The 15,197-nt window shown below is 76.0% G+C and carries 8 protein-coding genes; 6 read left to right on the top strand and 2 right to left on the bottom strand.

The window, feature by feature from the left end; translation table 11 throughout:
- The first annotated feature begins 8 nt into the window (after window positions 1-8).
- Genes ABT006_RS04145 through ABT006_RS04135 form a run of 3 tightly spaced genes read left to right on the top strand, consistent with a single transcriptional unit; the run spans window position 9 to window position 11,423 of the window.
- On the top strand, window positions 9-7,097 hold the full coding sequence (locus ABT006_RS04145) for an SDR family NAD(P)-dependent oxidoreductase (protein WP_350702761.1): 7,089 nt from the start codon (window positions 9-11) through the stop codon (window positions 7,095-7,097).
- The gene (locus ABT006_RS04140; protein ID WP_350702759.1) at window positions 7,094-10,306 is read left to right on the top strand and encodes a non-ribosomal peptide synthetase; all 3,213 of its coding nucleotides are present in this window, start codon (window positions 7,094-7,096) and stop codon (window positions 10,304-10,306) included. Before ABT006_RS04145 ends, ABT006_RS04140 begins: the two co-directional genes overlap by 4 nt.
- Window positions 10,269-11,423, top strand: a complete 1,155-nt coding sequence (locus ABT006_RS04135) for a hypothetical protein (RefSeq protein ID WP_350702757.1) — start codon at window positions 10,269-10,271, stop codon at window positions 11,421-11,423. The genes ABT006_RS04140 and ABT006_RS04135 overlap by 38 nt, the downstream gene beginning before the upstream one ends.
- A 1-nt stretch (window position 11,424) precedes the next feature.
- Here the strand turns inward: ABT006_RS04135 and ABT006_RS04130 are convergent, their stop codons facing one another.
- Window positions 11,425-12,150 carry an ABC transporter permease gene (locus ABT006_RS04130; protein WP_350702755.1) on the bottom strand — a complete coding sequence of 242 codons (726 nt, stop codon included), beginning with the start codon at window positions 12,148-12,150 and terminating at the stop codon, window positions 11,425-11,427.
- A complete protein-coding gene (locus ABT006_RS04125) occupies window positions 12,134-13,087 on the bottom strand; it encodes an ABC transporter ATP-binding protein (RefSeq protein ID WP_350702753.1) in 954 nt (317 codons plus the stop codon). The genes ABT006_RS04130 and ABT006_RS04125 overlap by 17 nt, the downstream gene beginning before the upstream one ends.
- A gap of 90 nt (window positions 13,088-13,177) precedes the next feature.
- On the opposite strand from ABT006_RS04125, the gene ABT006_RS04120 reads away from it, so the two are divergent.
- From ABT006_RS04120 to ABT006_RS04110, 3 genes are all read left to right on the top strand, one after another.
- Window positions 13,178-13,801, top strand: a complete 624-nt coding sequence (locus ABT006_RS04120; protein ID WP_350702751.1) for a TetR/AcrR family transcriptional regulator — start codon at window positions 13,178-13,180, stop codon at window positions 13,799-13,801.
- A gap of 163 nt (window positions 13,802-13,964) precedes the next feature.
- Window positions 13,965-14,165 (top strand): MbtH family protein, encoded by a 201-nt coding sequence (locus tag ABT006_RS04115; RefSeq protein WP_350702750.1) that lies wholly within the window; start codon window positions 13,965-13,967, stop codon window positions 14,163-14,165.
- Window positions 14,166-14,310: 145 nt separating this feature from the next.
- On the top strand, window positions 14,311-15,042 hold the full coding sequence (locus tag ABT006_RS04110) for a Clp protease N-terminal domain-containing protein (protein WP_350702748.1): 732 nt from the start codon (window positions 14,311-14,313) through the stop codon (window positions 15,040-15,042).
- Window positions 15,043-15,197: the final 155 nt, after the last annotated feature.

The raw sequence follows: 15,197 nt of genomic DNA, 5'->3' as shown, positions 1-15,197 counted from the left end.
AGGTGCCCATGTCCTGGATGGTGCCGATCGGCGCCGCCGACGCCGACGCGCTGCGGCGCCGGGCCGCCGAGGCCGCGGACCGGCTGGCCGCCGGGGCGGAGCCGACCGCGCAGGGCGCCCCGGCGGGCGCGGCGCACCGGCTGGTCGCCGTCGGAGGGGACCGGGTGGCGCTGGTGGCCGCGCTGCGCTCCGCCGCCGCCGGGGAGCCCACCGACGGGGTACGCACGGCCACCGGCACCGACGTCCCGCGCCTGGCGATGGTGTTCTCCGGTGAGGGCACCCAGTGGCCCGGCATGGGCGACGGGCTGTCCGGATGCGCCCCGTACGCGGACGCCCTGGACCGCTGCGACGCGGCCGTGCGCGCGCTCGGCGGCTGGTCCGTCACCGAGGAGATCCGCCGGCCGGCCGGGGCGAGCCGGCTCACCGAGACCGCCGTCGCCCAGCCGGCGATCGTCGCGGTGGAGATCGGCCTGCTCGCGCTGCTGGACAGCCTCGGCGTACGACCCGATGTGGTGATCGGCCACAGCCTCGGCGAGATCACCGCCGCGTACGCCGCCGGGGCGCTCGGCGTCGAGGACGCCATGGCGGTCGCGTACCACCAGGGCCGGATGTTGCAGCGGGCGACCGGCGGCGGCGGGATGCTCGCCGTCGGCCTCTCCGCCGAGCAGGCCACCCGACTGCTCGCCGACCTGCCCGCCGGGCTGTCGCTGGCGGCGGTCAACGGCCCGGCGAGCGTGGTGCTCTCCGGGGAGCGGTCCGCCCTGGACGCCGCCGTGGCGCGGCTGGCCGCGGACCGCGTGTTCCACCGCGACCTCGGCATCAACTACGCCTTCCACAGCCCGCAGATGGAGCCGTTCACCGGGGAGCTGGTGGCGGACCTGCGGCCGCTGCTGCGCAACGGCCCCACCACCACCGACATGGTTTCCACCGTCCACGGCGACCTGGTCGGCGGCGACCGGCTGGGCGCGGAGCACTGGGGGATGCTGTCCCGCCGGCCGGTGCGCTTCCTCGACGCGGTGGCCCGCGCCGACGCCGCCGTCCACCTGGAGATCAGCCCCACCCCGGTGCTGCGCACGGCGTTGCTGCAGTGCCTGGGCGGGCGGCCCGGCACCACCGTGCTGGGCTCGCTGCGCCCCGACCGGGACGCCGCCGAGGCGGTCCACGCGCTGGCCGCCGACCTCTACCTCGCCGGCCTGCCCGTGGCCTGGGACGCGCTGCCGGCCGTGACCCGGACCGCCGGCACCCCGGCCGCGGAGCCGGAACGGGTCTCCGTCGGGTCGTCGGTCGTCGACCGGCTCCGCGCCGGCAGCCCGGCCGGGCTCGGCCACCGGGTCCGGGAGTACGTCGTCGACCGCGCGGCGGAGGTGCTGGGCCGCCACCGCTCGGAGGTCCCCGCCGACGCGGGCCTGTTCGCCCTCGGCTTCGACTCGCTGACCGCCGTCCGCCTCGCCGAGCGGCTCGCCGCCGAGCTGCGTCCGCACGTCCCGGTGGGGCCGACGGTGGCGTTCGACCACCCGACCGTCGCCGACCTCGCCGCCCACCTCACCGCCCGGCTCGGCGGCGGCGACGGGGACCGGCCGGCGTCCGGGCCGGCGGCGACCCCGGTCCGGACGGGCCCGGTGCCGGCGGCCGACGAGCCGATCGCCGTCGTCGGCATGGCCTGCCGGGTGCCCGGCGCCGACGGCCCGGACGAGTTCTGGCGGCTGCTGCGCGACGGCGTCGACGCCACCGCCCCGGTGCCCCGCGACCGCTGGGACGTCGACGCGCTGCACGGCGACGACCCCCTCGAACCGGGCACCATCTACGCCCGCCGCGGCGGGTTCCTGCCCACCGTGGACACCTTCGACGCCGACTTCTTCGGCATCTCCGCCGTGGAGGCGGAGAGCATGGACCCCCAGCAGCGGCTCCTGCTGGAGGTGGCCTGGGAGGCGCTGGAGCACGCCGGGATGCCGGCGGACCGGCTGCGCGGCACCCGCAGCGGTGTGTTCGCCGGCCTGTCCATCGACGACTACAAGGGACTCCAGATCGCCGACCCGGCCCGGATCGACGGCTACACCGGCACCGGCAACCTCTTCTGCGTGGCGGCCGGGCGGCTGTCGTACGTGCTCGGGCTGCGTGGGCCGTCGATGGCGGTCGACACCGGCTGCTCGTCGTCGCTGGTCACCGTGCACCTGGCCGCCCAGGCGCTGCGGGCCGGCGAGTGCGACCTGGCGCTGGCCGGCGGCGCGCACCTGATGCTCGCCCCGGACATCACCCTGTTCCTCTGCCGTGCCGGCGCGCTCGCCCCGGACGGCCGGTGCAAGACCTTCGACGCGGCGGCGGACGGCTACGCCCGGGGCGAGGGCGCCGGGATGGTGGTGCTCAAGCGGCTCTCCGACGCGATCGCCGACGGCGACGACATCCACGCCGTGCTCGCCGGGTCCGCCGTCAACCACGACGGCGCCAGCAGCGGCCTGACCGTGCCGAACGGCACCGCCCAGCAGGAACTGCTGACCGACGCGCTCCGCGCCGCCGGCCTCGCCCCGTCCGACGTCGGCTACCTGGAGGCGCACGGCACCGGCACCCCGCTCGGCGACCCGATCGAGCTGCGTGCCGCCGCGGACGTGCTGGGCCGGGACCGGCGCGAACCGCTGGTGGTCGGCTCGGTGAAGACGAACATCGGTCACCTGGAGGCGGCGGCCGGGGTGGTCGGCCTGATCAAGACGGTGCTGGCGCTGCGGCACCGGTGGATCCCCGCGCACCTGAACTTCCGCACCCCCAACCCCCGCCTGCCCTGGGACGACCTGCCCCTGTCGGTGGCCACCACCGGCCGGCCCTGGCCGGAGGGCCCGGACGGCCGGCCCCGGGTCGCCGGGGTCAGCTCGTTCGGCATCGGCGGCACCAACGCCCACGTGCTGCTGGCCGAGCACCGCCCCGCGACGGAGCCGGCGAACGGCGAGGAACGCGGCGACGGCAGCGGCGACGCCCTGTTGCTGCCGCTGTCCGCCGGGTCGCCCGCCGCGCTGCGGGCCCTCGCCGGCCGCTACGCCGCCCACCTCGACCGGCACCCGGAACTCCCCGCGCCGGCCGTCTGCGCCGCCGCCGCCCGGTTCCGCGCCCCGCTGCGGCACCGCCTGGCCGTCACCGCCGCCGACCGGGATGAACTGCGCCACCACCTCGACCGGTACGCCCGGAGCCGGGCGGACGACATGGTCGAGGGCGAGGTGCGCGCCGCCCCCCGGATCGCGTTCGTCTTCCCCGGCCAGGGCTGCCAGTACCCGGGCATGGGCCGGACGCTGTACGACACCGAGCCGGTGTTCCGCAGCGCCCTGGGCGAGTGCGCCGACATCCTCGGCGAGCACCTGGGCGACGACCTGGTCCGGGTGCTCCACGACGGCGGTGAGCTGCTGCACCGCACCGGATGGACCCAGCCGGCCGTCGTCGCCGTCGAGTACGCCCTGGCCCGGCTCTGGGGTTCCTGGGGCCTGGAGCCGGCGGTCGTCCTCGGCCACAGCGTCGGCGAGTACGCCGCGGCGTGCGTGGCCGGCGTGCTGCCGCTGGACGAGGCGCTCCGGCTGGTGGCCGTACGGGCCCGCCTGATGGACGCGCTGCCCGCCGGCGGCCGGATGCTCGCCGTCGCGGCGGACGGGGCGGCCACGGAGGCCGTGCTGGCCCGGCACCCCGAGGTGTCCGTCGCGGCGTACAACGGCCCGGCCGAGACCGTCGTGTCGGGCCCGGCCGGTGCCGTCGAGAGCGTGGCGCGGGCCCTGGACGACGCCGGTGTCCGGCACCGCGACCTGCGGGTGTCGCACGCGTTCCACTCGGCGCTGATGGACCCGGTCCTGGCCGAACTCGCCGCCGAGGCGGCCCGGGTCCGGCCCGCCGAGCCGCGCGTGGACGTGGTCTCCACGGTGACCGGGCGGCTGCTCGACGGGCCGATGGACGCCGACTACTGGTGCCGCAACGCCCGCGAGCCGGTGCGCTTCGCCGAGGCGGTGGGCCGCCTCGGCGAGCTGGACTGCGGGCTGGTGCTGGAGCTGGGCCCCGACCCGGTGCTGGGCACGCTCGCCCGCCGCGGGGCGCTCGTGCCGCGGGGCGTCCGGTGGGTGCCGACGATGCGCCGGGGCCGGGGCGACCGCGCCGTGGCCCGGGACGCCCTCGGCGCCACCTTCTGCGCGGGCGCGCCGGTGGCCTGGGAGCGGGTGCACCCGGACGCCGGGCGGGTGCCGCTACCGACGTACCCGTTCCAGCGGCGCCGCTACTGGCGCGACACGCGTCTCGGAGTCGCCAGGTCCGCCGACACCGGCCCGCTCGGGGAGCGGCTGCGCTCACCCGCCCTCACCGGCAGCGCCTTCGAGCAGGTCGTCGGCCCCGAGCTGCCGGAGCGGCTGACCGACCACGGCCTCTTCGGCGCCACCGTCGTCTCGGCCGCCAACCACCTCGCCGCGATCCTCGCCGCGACCGCCGCCGACGGGGAACCGGCCGCCGAGGTCACCGACGTGGCCTTTCCCGAGCCGCTCACCCTGACCGCCGGCGAACAGGCCCGGGTGCAGGTGCTGCTCGGCGCCCCGGACGGCCCCGGGCGAACCGCCGAGGTGGTCAGCGCGACCGGGACCGACCCGGGGCGCTGGCGGGTGCACGCCACCGGCACCGTGCGGCCGGCCGGCCCGGTGCCGGCCGAACCCGCCCGTCCCCGCGACACCGCCGGCACCGTGGTGGTGGACCTGGAGGACCGGATGCGGGCTGCCGGCTACCGGCTGGGCCCCCGCTACCGGTGGTTGGAGTCGGTCGTGCGGCACGGCGACGAGGTCGACGCGACGCTGCGCCGCCCGCGCGTCGTGCCGCCGTCCACGCGACCGGAACCCGGCCTGCTCGACTCGTGCCTGCGCCTGGTCCTGGCGCTCGCCCCGCAGGCCCTGGCGACCGACGGACGCGGGCTGGCCGTCCCGGTCGGCGTCGACCGGCTCGCCTGGTACGCACCCGGGCCGACGGCTGCCGGGGACGACGACCTCACCTGCCGGGCCCGGCTGCGGTCGGCCACCCCCGACGGCGACGACCTCGTCCTCGACGTCACCCTGCGTGCCGCCGGCCGGGTCCGCCTGGTCGTCGACGGCCTGCGGCTGCGCCGGGTCCGCCGGGACGCGCTGCTGCGCGGGGCCGAGAACGGCGACCGGCTGCGCCACCGGATCGACTGGCGTCCCGCCGACCCGGCCCCGGAACGCCCGACCGACACCGCCGGCCGCTGGCTGATCCTCGCCGACGACGGGGGCGTCGCCGACCGGGTCGCGGCCGCCGTACGCGACGGCGCCGGGACCTGCCGGTCGGTCGGGCCGGCGACGGTCGCCGACCACCCCGGCGGGTTGCCCGCCCTGCTGGCGGAGCCGGAACCGGAGCCGCTCCGCGGTGTCGCCCTGCTGTGGCCCCTCGACGACGGCCCCGGGGTGCCGGGCGGCGCCGAGGCGCTGCACGAGCGGCAGGCCCACGGCGCGCACGCCGCGCTGCACCTGCTGCACGCCCTGGCCGACCGGCACCCGGCGGCCCGGCTGGTGCTCGTCACCCGCGGCTGCCAGCAGACCGACGACACCGGTCTGGTCGACCCCACCCACGCCGCCGTGTGGGGGCTGGGTCGGGTGGCGATGACCGAGCGGCCGGACGCCGACGTGGTCCTGGTCGACCTGGCGCCCGACGGCGACCCGGCCGCGGACGCCGCCGCCGTGCTCGCCGCGCTGACCGCCCCCGCCCCGCCACCGCAGCAGGCCGTCCGTCCGACGGGGACGCTGGTGCCCCGGCTCCTGCCGGCACCGGCGGACGGGCCGGAGACCCTGCCCGTGCACCCGGACGGCAGCTACCTGGTCACCGGCGGCACCGGCGGCCTCGGCCGCCGGGTCGCGGCCTGGCTGCTCGACCGGGGTGCGGGCCGGGTGTGGCTGCTGTCCCGGGGCGCCACGACCGTCGAGGGCGCGGAGCCCCTCCCGACCGGGGACGACCGGGTGAGGACCCTGGTCTGCGACGTCACCGACCCGGTCGCGCTGGACCTGGCGGTGGCCGAGGCGCGGCGCGCCGGCCCGCCGCTGCGGGGCGTGGTGCACGCCGCCGGCGGCCTCGACGACGCCCCGCTCGGCGCGCAGACGCCCGACCGCCTCGACGTCCCGCTCCGGCCGAAGCTGGCCGCCGCGCACCTGCACCTCGCCACCCTCCACGACCAACTCGACTTCTTCGTGCTGTTCTCCTCGCTGGCCGGGGTGGTGGGCACCGCGGGTCAGGCCGGGTACGCCGCCGGCAACGCCTTCCTCGACGCCCTCGCCGGCCACCGGCGCGCCCTCGGCCTGCCGGCGGTCAGCATCGCCTGGGGCCCGTGGGCGGAGACCGGGATGGCGGCCCGGCTGGGAGCCCGCGAGCGGGACCGGCTGGCCGCGTTCGGCCTGCACCCCCTCGACCCGGCCGCCGGGCTGGACGTGCTGGCCCGGTCCGCGTCCGGGCCGCCGTGCCTGGTGGTCGCGGACGCCGACTGGTCCCGGCTCGCCGGGCACCTGCCGGAGCGGTGGCGGCCGGGCCTCTACGCCGAACTGGTCGACGCCACCCCGGCGGCGACCCGGGCCGCCGGGCCGGGATCGGGCCGTCCCCGCCGGGCGCCGGAGAGCCCGCGCGAGCAGATCCTCGCCGAGATCTGGGCGGAGATCTTCCGGGTCGACCGGGTCGGCGTCACCGACAACTTCTTCGACCTCGGGGGCGACTCGATCCTCAGCCTCCGGCTGGTCGGGGCCGCCCGCCGGGCGGGCCTGCGCATCGCCGAGGCCGACGTCTTCGCCCACCCGACCGTCCGGGACCTCGCCGCCGTCGCCACCGACGACCGGGAAGCCGACGACCGGGAAGCCGACGATCGCGGAGCCGGCCGGCCCCCGGCCGGCGACGCCGCGCCGGGGCCCGGCCGGCCGGGCGGGGAGCGGACGCCGGCCGGCGAGGGCCGCCGCGCACCGGCCGACCTGGCCGCCTTCGCCGACGCCGAGCTGGACGCGAGCGACCTGACCGCGCTGGCCGCGCAACTGGCCGGGGCAAGCTCCGGCCGGCCGAACGGACGTCCCACCGCACCCGAGACGCTGAGGAAGGACAAGCCTTGACCGTTCCCGGAGTCGACAACATCTACCGGTTGTCGTACATGCAGGAAGGGCTGCTGTCGCACAGCCTCGCCGACCCCCGGGCGGCCTTCTACGTCGACCAGGTCGAGTACCGGCTGCACGGGCCGGTCGACCCGGACCTGCTGCTCGCGGCGTGGCAGGCGCTCACCCAGCGGCACGCGGTGCTGCGCACGTCGTTCCACTGGGAGGACATCAAGCAGCCCGTCCAGGTGGTCCGGGACCACGTCGAGGTGCCCATGGAGACCCTCGACTGGCGGGACGTGCCCGCCGCGGACCTGCCGGCGCGGCTGGAGGAGCGGCTGCGCGCCGACCGGCTCCAGGGTTTCGACGTCCAGCAGCCGCCGCTGGTCCGGCTGACCCTGATCCGCACCGGCGAGGAGGACTACACGTTCGTCCTGCGCTACCACCACCTGCTGCTGGACGCGTGGTCGGCGCTGATGGTGCTCGACGAGGCGTTCGCCAACTACGACACCCTGGCCGGCGGGCGGCCCCTGGAAACCCGGCCGGCGACCTCCTTCCACGAGTACGTCGGCTGGGTGCGGGCCCAGGACCTCGACGCGGCCGGGCAGGCGTGGCGGGAGGCGCTGCGCGGCGTCACCGACTCGACCACCCCGGCGTGGATCCGCCCGCCGGACGGCAGCGCCCCGGAGCCGTCCGGTCGGGACAACCCGGAGCAGGTGCTGCACGTGCCGGCGGAGACCGTGGCCGCCCTGCGCGAGCTGGGCCGGCGCCGGGAGGTCACCCTCGGTTCGTTGCTGCAGACCTGCTGGGCGCTCGTCCTGCGGGCGCACAGCGGGCGCGACGACGTCGTGTTCGGGGGCACGCTGTCCAGCCGCCCGTCGGACGTGCCGGGGGTGGAACAGACCGCCGGCCTGTTCATCAACACGCTGCCGGTGCGGGTCCGCTTCGACCCGGCCCGCTCGGTCCTCGCCACGGCCGTCGCCCTGCAACACGAACAGGCAACGTTGCGCCGGTACGACTTCAGCCCGCTGGAGCAGGTGCAGCGGTGGAGCGAGGTGCCCCCGGGCCTGCCCCTGTTCGACACCATCATGACGGTGCTCAACCTGCCCGGGGTGGGCGTGCTGCACCGGCGCAGCGGCGCGGTCGAGATCCGCGACGGGCAGTACCGCTACCGGACCAACTACCCGCTGTCGGTGCTGGTGATCCCCGAGGGCGAGCGGCTGGCCGTCCGGGTCGGCTACGACCCCCGTCGGGTCGGCCACGACGCCGTCGCCCGGCTGCTCGGACACCTCGCGACGGTGCTCGACACCGTGGCGACGCGGCCGGACACGCCGGTGCGCGGCGTGGACGTGCTGACCGACGCCGAGCGCGCCCTGGTGGCCGGCTGGAGCGGGACGTCCGCGCCGTACCCGGACGGGACGACCGTGCACGGACTCGTCGAGGAGCAGGCCGACCTGGGTGGCGAGCGGGTCGCGCTGCGCGCCGGCGGCGAGTCGGTCACCTACGGCGAACTGGACCGCCGGGCCAACCAGCTCGGCCGGCACCTGCGCGGCCTGGGCGTGGGCCCGGACACGCCGGTCGGGCTGTGCCTGGGGCGTACCCCGGAACTGGTCGTGGCGATGCTCGCCGTGCTCAAGGCGGGCGGCTGCTTCGTCGCGCTGGACCCCGACCACCCGCCGGCCCGGCTGGCCGACATCCTCGCCGACGCCGGCGTCGCGGTGGTGGTCAGCGACCGGCACCACCGCGCCGGCCTGCCGCGCGCCGGGGTGGAGACCGTCCTGCTGGACGCGCACCGCAACCGGTACGCCGACCTGCCCGACGACCGGCTGCCGGCCTCGGCCGGTCCCGACGACCTGGCCTACTCCATCTACACCTCGGGGTCGACCGGCCGGCCCAAGGGCGTGCTCGTGCCGCACCGGGGGCTGTGCAACGTGATCGCGGCCCAGCGCGCGCTCTTCGGGCTGGGCCCGGACGACCGGGTGTTGCAGTGGGCGTCGCCGACGTTCGACGCGTCGGTCTTCGACGTGGCCATGGCCCTCGGCGCGGGCGCCACCCTGCACCTCGCCCCGGCCGAGCGGGTGGCGCCGGGGCCGGACCTGCGGGACCTGCTCGCCACCGAGCGGATCACCGCGCTGACCATCACCCCGTCGGCCCTGGCGGCCGTGCCGGTCGCGGCCCTGCCGGAGCTGCGCACCCTCGTCCTCGCCGGCGAGGCGCTGCCCGCTTCGCTGGTGCGGCAGTGGCGCACCCCGGGGCGCCGGGTCTTCAACGCGTACGGCCCGACGGAGGCGACGATCTGGGTCTCGGTGCACGAGTGCGGCCCCGAGGACGAGGCCCCGCCCATCGGCCGGCCGATCCCGAACGTCACGGTCCGGGTGCTGGACGCCTCGGGCCGCCCGGTCGGCGTCGGCATCCCCGGCGAGCTGCACGTGGGTGGCGCCGGACTGGCCCGGGGGTACGCCGGGCGCCCCGAGCTGACCACGCAGCGGTTCGTGCCGGACCCGTTCGGCCCGCCCGGTGCCCGCCTCTACCGCACCGGCGACCTGGTGCGCTGGACCGAGGACGGTGCGCTGCGCTTCCTCGGCCGCACCGACCAGCAGGTCAAGGTACGCGGCCTGCGGATCGAGACCGGCGAGGTGGAGGCGGTGCTGCGCCGGCACGACGACGTGGCCGAGTGCGCGGTGGTGGCCCGCGCCTCGGACGGCTCGGACGGCACACCGGACACCCTGGTGGCGTACGTGGTGCCGGCCGGCGCGGCGCGGGTGGACGCGGAGAAGCTGCTCGCGCACTGCGCGCAGGTGCTCCCGGAGTACATGCTGCCCGGTGCCGTCGTGCCGCTGGACCGGCTGCCGCTGACCAGCAGCGGGAAGCTCGACGTGCGCGCCCTGCCGTCGCCGCGCGACCTGGCCGGGGAGCAGGAGGCACAGGCCGAGATGACGGTCACCGAGCAGGCCGTGGCGACGCTCTGGGGCCAGGTGCTCCAGGTGGAGGGCCTCGGACCGGACGGTGACTTCTTCGCGCTCGGCGGGACCTCGATCAAGGCCACCCAGGTGGTGTCGCGGGCCCGCCGGGCGTGGCAGGTCGACCTGCCGATCCGCAGCGTGTTCGAGAACCGCACGGTGACGGCGTTCGCCGCCGCCGTGGAAGAGGCACTGGCCGCCCAGATGGATGACGACGATCAGGAGGTGCAGGATGGCGACGACCAAGGCGTGGGTGCTGCATGCCACTGAACCGGGGAGCGAGCCGACCCGGGGACAGCTGACGCTGGAGCAGATCCCGGTGCGCCGGCCCGAGGAGGGCGAGGTCCTCGTCGAGCCGCTGGTGGGCTGCTGGGAAGCCAACATGGAGCACGCGATTTCCCGGCACCCGGTGGACGTGGCGCGGCAGCGGGGCGACGACAAGATCGTCCTCGGCACCTGCGGCGTGGTCCGGGTGCTCGCGGCCGGGCCCGGCGTGCGGGGCCTGCGCGAGGGCCAGGAGTGCCTGTGGATCCCGTTCGGGGTGATCGACCGCAACGGCTACGCCGAGCGGATCTGCGCGTACGACGCCCCCGGTTCGCCGGGGCTGCTGTGCGGGCGGTTCGTCACCGAGGCGCGGCTGCTGGTGCCCCTGCCCGAGCAGGGCCGCCACCCGATCGAGCGCTGGGCGCCGTTCGCCCGCTACTTCACCGCCTGGGACAACTGGCGGGTGGCCCGGCGCTGCTGGGAGGCGCAGGTCGACGACCACTGGGACGAGCCGCCCCTGGTCCTCGGCTGGGGCGGCGGCGTGGTCTGGGCGCAGTTGGAGCTGGCCCGCCGGGACGGCTTCCGCACGGCCATGGTGTCCGGCCGCGACACCCGGCTGGCCGCGATCGCCGCCTCCGGCGCCGCCCCGATCGACCGCCGCGAGTTCCCGGACCTGGACTACGACGTGGCGAAGGCCTCCGGCGACCCGGACGCGCTGGACCGGCACAAGGATTCCAAGCGGCGCTTCGTCGAGCGGGTGATGGAGCTCAGCGGCGGCCAGGGCGTCTCCATCTTCCTGGACAACATGGGCGGTGGGCTGCACCGGGTGACGTTGCAGTCGCTGGCCCGCGAGAGCGTGCTCGCCACCGTCGGTTGGAAGCACGGCATGCGGCTGTCGAACCTGCGGGCGGTGGAGTGCATCGGCCGGCACATCCACGTGCACACCCACGCCTGGCGGTTCCAGGACTGCCGACGGATCCGGGACGTGCAGGAGAGCACCGGCTGGTTGCCCGAGATCAACGAGCCGGTGGCCTCCTTCGACGCCATCCCGCAGTTGGCCGACGCCTACTCCCGGGACGCCTTCGACAGCTACTTCCCGCTGTACGAGGTCGTTCCCCGGTGAGTCAGGGCCGCCGGACGATCAGCCGGTAGGTCACCACCAGCCCGACCAGGCACCACGCGCCCATCACGAGGTACGGGGTGCCGCTGATGCCGCCGACCAGCGCCTCGCGCACGCTCTGCGCCATGTACTGGAACGGGAGCACGACGTGCACGGCCTGCAACCAGCCAGGTAGCCGGTCGACGGGGAAGTTGACGGGGGAGAACATCAGCGTGACGAAGACGACGAGCTGGGTCACCAGGCCGACCGCGGCCGGCGGGAGGGCGTGGGCCAGTCCGTAGCCGAGCGTGGTGGCGGTCAGGGCGACGAGCAGGGCGGCGAGGATCACCAGCGGGCTCGGGTCCAGTCGCAGGTCGAAGCGGAACGCGGCGACCAGCAGCGACAGCACGAGCCCGGGCAGCGCGCCCAGGATCCACACGGTGACCCCGGCGGCGACCGAGGCCAGCGGTGGGACGGGCAGCGTCTGGTCGAACTCGAAGCTGCCCTGCAACTTGCTCTGCGCCACCATGTTCGGGGCCATCACCAGCCCGACGGTGATCAGCCCGATGGTGGGGCCGCCGGTGGCGAGGAACGCGGCGCTGGTCGCGTCGACGTCGGGCAGCAGGTACGCGAAGCCGACGATGATGCCGACGGAGAGCCCGGCGGAGACGATCGCGAAGAGGGGAAGCAGGAAGCGCAGCCGCAGCGTGTTCCAGCGCAGCAGCAGGGCGTAGCTACGGAGCCACGACATCGTCGACCTCCTCGTGGGTCGTCTGGTGCTCTTCGAGGGCGAGGTAGATGTCCTCGACCCGCATCGGGTACAGCGAGAAGTCCTCGATGGTGCCGGCGGCCTGCATACGGGCCGCCCACTCGGTGGCGGCCACCGCGTCGGCGGTGTCCAGGGCGTACACGAGCCGCTGCCGGTCCCGGCGCGGGGGCTGCCCGGCGAACGGCGGTGGCGCGGGTTCGTCGCTGCCGGCCGACAGGCTGACGTCGAGCCGCAGCGCCGGGCCGGCGCCGGCCCGCAGGTCGGCGACGGTGCCCTCGGCGACCACCCGGCCGTGCGCCAGGACCGAGAGCCGGTCGAGGATCCGTTCGACCTCGGTGAGGTTGTGGGTGACCAGGAGGACGGCGGCCCCGTCGTCGGCCAGCGACCGGACCTGCTGCCACAGCAGCCGCCGGCGCACCGGGTCCACGTCGTTGCTGGGCTCGTCGAGCACGATCACCTGGCCCGGCCGCACGGCGGCCAGGCAGTACGCGGCGAGGCGGCGGACGCCGCCGGAGAGGCGCTCGGCCGGGGTGTCGGCCCACTCGGTGATGTCGAGGGCCTCGAGCAGCCGCTGGGTGGCGGCGGCCGCCTCGGCCCGGCCGGCCCCCCGGATGCGGGCCACCAGGGTGATGGCCTGGCGCGGCGTGACGCCCATCAGCGGCACCTGGGCCTGCGGCTGCACCGAGCAGACCCGGTGGGCGAACCCGGGGTCGGCGACCGGGTCGCCGTCGCCGATGCGGATCGTGCCGCTGGTCGGCTTGATCAGCCCGGCGACCTGGTTGACCAGTGTGGTCTTGCCGGCGCCGTTGTGGCCGAGCAGGCCGTACACCTGGCCGGCGTTCACCCGGATGCTGATGTCGTCGTTGGCCCGCACCCCTCCGCGATACTCCTTGCAGACATGGTCCACGCGCAGCACCATGACATCTCCGATACTGGTCGGTATTCAGATACCGCCGAGTATGCGGAATGCGGAGATTCGGGTCAAGCGGAACGACGGGAGAGTCGCCTGATGGAACGAATGGGGCGCCAGGAGCGGCAGCGGCACAACCGGAACCGCCTGCTCGACGCGGCGCAGCGGCTGCTCGCCGAGCGCGGGCCGGCCGCCTCCCTGGACGACATCGCCGCCGCCGCCGGGCTGACCAAGGGCGCGGTGTACTCCAGCTTCCGCAACAAGGAGGACATCATCCTCGCCCTGCTGGACCGGCAGCTGGACCTCATTGGCACCGACCTGTCCCAGGTCGACGCCGGTGAGTCCGACATGGTGCAGGCGTTCGCCGCCCTCAGCTCGGCCAACTCGACCGGCGACCGGGCCGGGGAGAACGCCGACTTCGCGCTGCTGATGATGGAGTTCTGGATCGCCGCCATGCGCAATCCGCGGGTGCGTCCCCGCTACATCGAGGCGCTGCGCCGCACCCGCGCCGGGATCGCCGCCCACCTGGCCGTCCGGGCCGACGGGCCGGATCCCGCGCTGGTGGCCCGTACCGCGACCCTGCTCCTCGGTCTGGACATCGGGCTGAGCATCCAGCGCCTCGTAGACCCCGAGTCGGTGCCGGAGACGTGGTACGCCGAGGCGTTCGAGCTCCTCGTTCGGCCGCTGTCGGGCGACGCGCCGCACCCCGACGGCGGGAGCTGAACCGCCGCCGCCAGGGGCCGGGGCCGCCGCCGGTGCCGGGAAACCACGTCGCCCGGCGCCGCCGGATCGAGTGAAGGTCGTCGTTGCCCCGGCCGCGTCGGCTGGATAGGGTCGTGCGGTACCAGTGATCTTCAGTGACCGGTTCGTGACGGGGAGACGCGGGATGAGTTTCGAAGCGGAGCAGTATGTCGTCGTCCGCAACGCCGAGGAGCAGTACTCGATCTGGGCGGCCGATCGGCCCGTGCCGGACGGGTGGCAGGCGGTGGGCGTCCGCGGCTCTCGCGAGGAGTGCCTGAGCCACGTCGAGAGCGTCTGGACGGACATGCGCCCGGCCAGCCTGCGCACGGCCGGAAGCGCGGCCTGACCGACCGTTGCCGCACCGGCCCGCCGCCGCCGGGCGGTGCCGGGCGGCGGCGGATCGCCGCAGGCCGTCGGTCAGCGAACCGTCGCCTGCGGGACATCGTCAACTCAGGGTTGACGACAAGGGGGCGTCAACCTATCGTTGACGCATGACCGAACACACGCAGATGAGCAACCCGGTCCGGCTCGACGACCTCATCCAGGCGATCAAGAAGGCGCACACCGACGCCCTCGACCAGCTCGCCGGCGCGGTCGTCGTCGCCGACCACCTCGGCGAGATCGCCGACCACCTGATCGGCCACTTCGTGGACCAGGCGCGGCGTTCCGGCGCCTCGTGGACCGACATCGGCCGGAGCATGGGCGTCAGCAAGCAGGCGGCGCAGAAGCGCTTCGTGCCCAAGGCCACCGAGGCGGCGCTGGACCCGCAACAGGGCTTCAGCCGGTTCACCCCGCGCGCCCGCAACACCGTGATGGCCTCGCAGAACGAGGCGCGGGCGAGCGGGCACGCCGAGATCCGCCCCGAGCACGTGCTGCTGGGGCTGCTCAGCGAGCCGGAGGCGCTCGCCGCGAGGGCGATCGTCGCGCAGGGCGTGCCGCTGGAGCGGGTGCGCGAGGTCGCGACGGCCGCGCTGCCGCCGTCGTCGGCCGAGGTCCCCGACCTGATCCCGTACGACGCGCAGGCCAAGAAGGCGCTGGAGCTGACCTTCCGCGAGGCGCTGCGGCTGGGGCACAACTACATCGGCACCGAGCACATCCTGCTCGCCCTGCTGGAGCTGGAGAACGGCAGCGGGGTGCTCGCCGACCTCGGCGTCGACAAGGCCACCGCCGAGTCGACGCTCGTCGCGGCGGTCGAGGCCGCCGCGAAGGGCGCCCAGGGCTGACGGGAGGCTCGACGCTCGTCGCGGCGGTCGAGGCCGCCGCGAAGGGCGCCCAGGGCTGACGGGAGGCTCGACGCGCGGGGGGGGGGGGGGGGGGCGCCCCCCCCGGGGGGGGGGGGGGCGGGGCGGGGGGGGGGGGGGGGCCCCAAAATAGAAAA

It is taken from the genome of Micromonospora sp. NPDC002717, assembly GCF_040295705.1.
Lineage (GTDB): Bacteria > Actinomycetota > Actinomycetes > Mycobacteriales > Micromonosporaceae > Micromonospora.
This window is presented reverse-complemented; position numbering and strand designations above follow the sequence as displayed.

Coding starts and splice junctions, on each gene's coding strand:
- ABT006_RS04145 (WP_350702761.1), top strand. CDS start 9: ATGTCCTGGATGGTGCCGATCGGCGCCGCCGACGCCGACGCGCTGCGG.
- ABT006_RS04135 (WP_350702757.1), top strand. CDS start 10,269: ATGGCGACGACCAAGGCGTGGGTGCTGCATGCCACTGAACCGGGGAGC.
- ABT006_RS04130 (WP_350702755.1), bottom strand. CDS start 12,150: ATGTCGTGGCTCCGTAGCTACGCCCTGCTGCTGCGCTGGAACACGCTG.
- ABT006_RS04125 (WP_350702753.1), bottom strand. CDS start 13,087: ATGGTGCTGCGCGTGGACCATGTCTGCAAGGAGTATCGCGGAGGGGTG.
- ABT006_RS04120 (WP_350702751.1), top strand. CDS start 13,178: ATGGAACGAATGGGGCGCCAGGAGCGGCAGCGGCACAACCGGAACCGC.
- ABT006_RS04115 (WP_350702750.1), top strand. CDS start 13,965: ATGAGTTTCGAAGCGGAGCAGTATGTCGTCGTCCGCAACGCCGAGGAG.
- ABT006_RS04110 (WP_350702748.1), top strand. CDS start 14,311: ATGACCGAACACACGCAGATGAGCAACCCGGTCCGGCTCGACGACCTC.